This window comes from Clostridia bacterium (assembly GCA_034926675.1).
GTDB lineage: Bacteria > Bacillota > DTU025 > DTU025 > DTU025 > JAYFQW01.
The window spans coordinates 1-5,140 of sequence record JAYFQW010000013.1 but is presented as its reverse complement, the minus strand read 5'-3'; the positions used below and the strand labels follow the sequence as shown (position 1 = coordinate 5,140).

Below are 5,140 nucleotides of genomic sequence, written 5' to 3'. Positions count from 1 at the left end.
CTGCGCCTGCTCCTGCCGGCGGGCCTTCCGAACCTCGTACACTATGTCGTTTCCGGAGTGCAAGGTTACGATTGTCGTTTCGCCCTCGACCGCCTTCACTCTCCGGCCGAGCGCGTCGTACTGGTAATTCGCCGCAGTCGCCCCGCCAACCTTCACCGCGTTCATCAGGCGTTGGGCGCTGTACTCGTAGTTGATCGTCGCCGCTTCGTCGGTCTTGGAGATCAACTGCCCATATGGCCCCCAGGCGTAAGCCGCAGCGCCGCGGGCTGTCAGGTAGTTGACCGGTGAATGCTGGTGCCGTACGGTCCCGGAGCCTGACCAGCCCGCGCTCAAGGGAATAGGTACTAGGCTGCCCTTGCAGCAAGCAGAAAGGATAGCCCAACAAGTATCAAACCCACGCAAGACCATGAATATACCGCTCGCCACGTGCGCGGTACGGCAGCATTCCGGGGAACCAGCCGCGATTCCCATGCGTCAGGAAGATAGTACATGACACATGCTAGGAACACAGTCGCTGCGGAGGCCTGAGTGCGGTAGTCATCCCAGCTCGCAACCGTCGAGATGCTTGTCAGGAACCAGACCAGCCCAGCAAACACCAGACCTAGGCTCATAACAATGACGGCGGGGATCGAGAAATGGCGAACCATCTCCATGTCGCGATCAACCGCGGCTCGGTCACCCTGATGGAGCCTCCCCAGGTCCTCCATTATCTCCTCTCTGTGCGCTTCCACGTCTCTCGCGGTACTCCTGAAAGCGAATCCTGCGATGATGATGGCGACTGGAGCAGTGACGCCAGAAAGCGGCGTATATCCGATTGCGAGGGAAAGAGCTACGTTCCCCAGGAGTCTTGCCCAAAGCCTCCGCATAAGAAGCAGATTCACGCCAGTTAGTCGAAACCGTATCATGGTGTCCACCCCCCAGTTATCGTGCAGGATATCGACTCTGATTCGCGCGACACCGTCCTGCCGATCGTCTCAATTGCTTTCGTTACTCACGAAGTATCAGCTGCGCCTAGTAGGGAAGGTCATAGCAGCCTCTGGCACCGGCCTGCCGCGGCGGAGGCCCAAACATCTCCAGGCGATCGTCCGCTGATAGGTTCAGCTCTCTGATGATCATCTTCCGCACGTCTACCGGCAGCTGCCAATATGCGCGCTTGACCAGCTGCTTCACCCGTTCGGCAAGAGACTTGAACAGTTTTCCGCCCCACACTAGGGAGCTCGAGTATTCTCCATGCCCCTCTGCCCACAGGGTGGCGATGGGGCCTACTCCTATTGAAACGCCCTTCCACGAATCGGTCAGTACAACGTCCACCCCTACGGAAACGCCGGGTACTACGTATGCGCTCCCTCCAACGCTTGCCGCAGAATTCCTCATGTCGAAAATCGTCTCGGCGCTGGTGAACAGGAACTGGCCAACTACCCCAACCGTCGGCGTTCCGCCTCCTCCGGCGCCTGCGATGAGTACTCCAGTGTTGCCCGCACCATCGAACACCAAAAGAACCTGGCAGGATAGTCTCAGAGCGAGCGCAGCAGACCCTCCGAGGCCAACGCCAATGGCCCAGGTCCCAGTAGGATCCATGTACCTCAGGGGGTTGCTCCTACAGTACCCGTACAGGTTTGGCCCATCTGTAGCAGGGTCTCTGCTGATGAACCTCCCAATCTCGGGGTCGTAGTGCCTCGCCCCGAAGTAGTAGAGTCCCGTAGCGCCGTCCTCGGGCTTGCCGGTGAACCTGTGCGCCCCGGAAGCCATCGGGCCGGTCGACATCGTAAGCAGACCGAACGGCTCGTACTCGAACCTCGCCACGACCTGGCCCGCGGAGTCTGTGATCGCTCTTGTGGAGCCCACCATGTCGGTGTGCAGGAAGTAGGTCTGAGCAGGATCCGAGTTCTCCTGTACCATCTTGGCCAGGTATTTTCCGTTCAGGACGAGATAGCAGGTGACGGTTATGTCATACTCCGGCGCAGGCGCAGGCGGAGGCGGGGGAGGATCTCCTGGCTCCGGATCAGGAGATAAGGAAACTGCCCCTCCGGGAGGGATGTCAGGCTCGCCCACTGCCAGGATCCCAACAGCGCCTTGCTGTGCGTGCTCCTGCCGACGAGTCTTCCGGGCCTCGTACACTGTGCCGTTTCCTCAGTGCATGGTTGTGGAGGTTGTTTCGCACCCGGCTGCTGTCACGGCGCCCGCGCTCACCTATTCGATCTTCCCTCGTGCCAGGGCTACCAAGAGGCCAATGGCCACCGTAATCATCACGATGCCAGTGACGTAGTTGTACGGTAGCAGTATCTCCGAGCCCAGTGTTCTCTTCAGAAGTGATTGAGGCCAGAACCGGTCCCACTCAGTGGGCGGATCAACAAATGCTCTCCAGCTGCGGATCGACCCGAGGATCTGAAGCGTACCCAGCACAATACCCGCACTGGCTAGTATGACCACGGTCACCCCTGCACTCAACTTGTGTCAGCTCCTTGTGCTACCTAGAACCTCCCACTAAACTGAGGCGCGTGCTTGGGTATTGGAATGGTCAGGTTGACAGGCAGACCATAGCCAGGGCCTACATGGAGTGCTAACCCTGCCCACGATACTCCTCCGTCTTCGCGCAGATCCCACAATGCACCAGCGCTCATGTGCTTGTTTGCACCCACGGCTAACTCTACTCTAGGGTCCGCAACAGATAGCTTCCTGTTCGGACTGTATGACGCCTGAGCCGGTTCCAGGCTCTTCCCGCAATCCGTTAGGGTCATAGTACGCGAGAGGGTTAGGGTCACAATATGAGTACCAGTTTGACCCATAGCATATTGGGTCCCTGGATAGGAATCTTCTGACGCCGGGGTCGTAGTGCCTCGCTCCGAAGTAGTAGAGTCGCGTAGCGCCATCCTCCGGGCTTGCCGGTGAACCTGTGCGCTCCGGCGGCCATCGAGCCGGTGGACATCGTAAGCAACCCGAACGGCTCGTACTCGAATCTCGCCACCACCTGGCCCGCGGAGTTCGTGATCGCTCTTATGGAGCCCACCATGTCGGTGTGCAGGAAGTAGGTCTGAGCAGGATCCGAGTTCTCCTGTACCATCGTGGCCAGGTATTCTCCGTTCAGGACGAGATAGCATGTGACAGTCCTGTCATACTCCGGCGCAGGCGGAGGCGGGGGCGGGGGAGGGGGATCCTCGGGTATTGGACCAATGGGATCAACTATGACTATCCCACCCGAAGCAGCGTCCGCCCCAACTCCCGAATCCAATGGCTGCGCAGATCTGGAAGAACCCGAACCCGATGTACGCAGCGCTGGGCGCTGCATGCGTAGTCGGTCCTCGCGGTTTCGTCGGTTCTGGAGATCAACTGCCAGTGCGCGCCACGGGCGTATGCCGCGCTGCCTCAGCTATTCAGGCATACTCATGACTATGATTGCCAGGGGAGACGTATTGCCTTACCTACGTGGCTCCCCTGGCGTCTGGTAGACAAGGCCCACCCTGCAGGAATGGTTGCCTCGTAGCGCGAGGCTGACTCCGCATGTTGATCGCTCGACACAGATCAACGTTTCAGCCCTGATAGCCAGTCCTGTATAGCAGACTTGATGCGTCGGAAGACCAGTGCGAATCCTTCACGGGTGTAAAACAACAAGACTCCTTGCACGAGGAAACTCAGAGCAAGGGAGTGGCGTTTACTTACATCGAAAAGTAAAAGCACCGCTGCGCCAACTCCAAATGTGCCTACCAAAGCTAGATCTCTTCCACGGCGACCATGTACCGCATTCTCGATGACCCATCCGAGTAGAATGCCCTCAGCTAGGCTGCTGGTCCACATTTATGCTCGGCGTAGAATTGGCAGGCAAGCGTGACGAAACGTCAAGTGTATACCAGGTTACTCGGCCCTTCCCGGATGATGCACTGTATTCACCAAAGCCGTGGTCCGTGAAGCGTAATCCCACGCAGTCTCCTTACCAGGCTCGCATCTCCCCGTGATCAGCGAATACAGCGTGAATGCCCATAGAGGCACAGCCCCAATGCTGAGCGGCCAATGGGGGCTGAACATGAGACTGGCGCACACGGCTCGCAAGAATGCCGCTCGCCGCCAACTGGATTTCTGATCGTCGGCGACAATATCGATCCGCACGAGCGCGTCGCCAAGTGTTCGTCTCCCGTTATGTACGTAGAAGCCGAATTGCAGCAGCATGTTGACAATAGGAACTGCTCTAGTCCACAACTTGACATGGCGCAGAAGAGGGTACACAGACCCGGAGACGCCAGTTACGGCAGTCGCGATCAGAAAAGCTGCGACCGTAGCATCCAGCAGCTTTGCGAACAAGTTTCTCAGCGGTCCAGCAAGCTCACGTTCATCGTTCATTGGGTCGCACGCTCCTTGGCAAGCTCGCCATTCACTCTCATCAGCGTCAGCAAGATCCACTTCGGCGTCGAATCGGGCGCCTGACCTAGTGTCAGACCGAGTCCACCTCCAACGGAAGCACTCAGTTGCTCGTCCAGACTGGGCCGTGCAAGGGAACCAGCCGCTGCATCATGAATTCCTGTCGTGAATGACCACACGCCGCCATCGAGCAATGAAAGTGCAAACAAAGCGGAGATAGCGCTGGTCACAGGGGAGGTCAGCAGGAGGCATCCGGCTCCGAACTCAGCCGCGCCTTGAGCGATGCCGAGAGCACCTTGGGCGACAGTCAGCCATTGAATGCGCTCGCTTAATCTCAGCTTCAGCGACCAATCCGGTGGGCCCCATACTCTTTCGCGTTCCTCAGGATGCTGGTTCAGCCAGGAAAAGAACTGCGTGTGAAACGGCGCCTGGTTCCGCGAGTCCCACACGAATCCTGGGAACTCCTCCTGCGTTTCTACAAGGGCTGGAACCCGCTAGTTTACCTGCACTACCCCAGGAAACGACTCTTCGTCGTAGTCGCCCGCCATGTACATGTGCGAAGTCCACTCGTAGTTGGCAAGCCCCATCAGGCGCGCGAATTCGTAGGCAGGGTTGTCGACACCGAGCTCGCCTTCGAGCAACTGCCTGATCCTCGCTGCCGGATCGTCATCGGCATGCTCCACGCTTGCAGCAAGGCTCGCAAGAAGGTCCAAATCTAGTTCCGATCGGCTGTCGCCTTCGTCGCCTTCACACCACATGTCGGCATAGTTGCACACCTGCACATCCTGCT

At 58.5% G+C, this 5,140-nt stretch carries 7 protein-coding genes; all 7 read right to left on the bottom strand.

The genetic code is table 11. From position 1 onward, the window contains the following. On the bottom strand, nucleotides 1-225 hold a 225-nt coding region (locus VB144_05125), incomplete at its 3' end, for a hypothetical protein (GenBank protein MEA4883038.1). A 119-nt stretch (nucleotides 226-344) separates the two neighbouring features. Beyond that, a complete protein-coding gene (locus VB144_05120; GenBank protein ID MEA4883037.1) occupies nucleotides 345-905 on the bottom strand; it encodes a hypothetical protein in 561 nt (186 codons plus the stop codon). Between the two features lie 106 nt (nucleotides 906-1,011). Beyond that, complete coding sequence (locus VB144_05115) at nucleotides 1,012-2,118, bottom strand: RHS repeat-associated core domain-containing protein (GenBank protein ID MEA4883036.1); 1,107 nt, start codon at nucleotides 2,116-2,118, stop codon at nucleotides 1,012-1,014. Between the two features lie 72 nt (nucleotides 2,119-2,190). Further along, a complete protein-coding gene (locus VB144_05110; GenBank protein ID MEA4883035.1) occupies nucleotides 2,191-2,448 on the bottom strand; it encodes a hypothetical protein in 258 nt (85 codons plus the stop codon). Nucleotides 2,449-2,758: 310 nt separating this feature from the next. Next, complete coding sequence (locus tag VB144_05105) at nucleotides 2,759-3,286, bottom strand: hypothetical protein (GenBank protein MEA4883034.1); 528 nt, start codon at nucleotides 3,284-3,286, stop codon at nucleotides 2,759-2,761. 563 nt (nucleotides 3,287-3,849) lie between these two features. Beyond that, nucleotides 3,850-4,332: a hypothetical protein gene (locus VB144_05100; protein MEA4883033.1), complete on the bottom strand. Its 483-nt coding sequence runs from the start codon at nucleotides 4,330-4,332 to the stop codon at nucleotides 3,850-3,852. A 512-nt stretch (nucleotides 4,333-4,844) separates the two neighbouring features. Next, nucleotides 4,845-5,140 (bottom strand): hypothetical protein (locus tag VB144_05095; GenBank protein ID MEA4883032.1); only part of this gene is annotated, 296 nt, incomplete at its 5' end.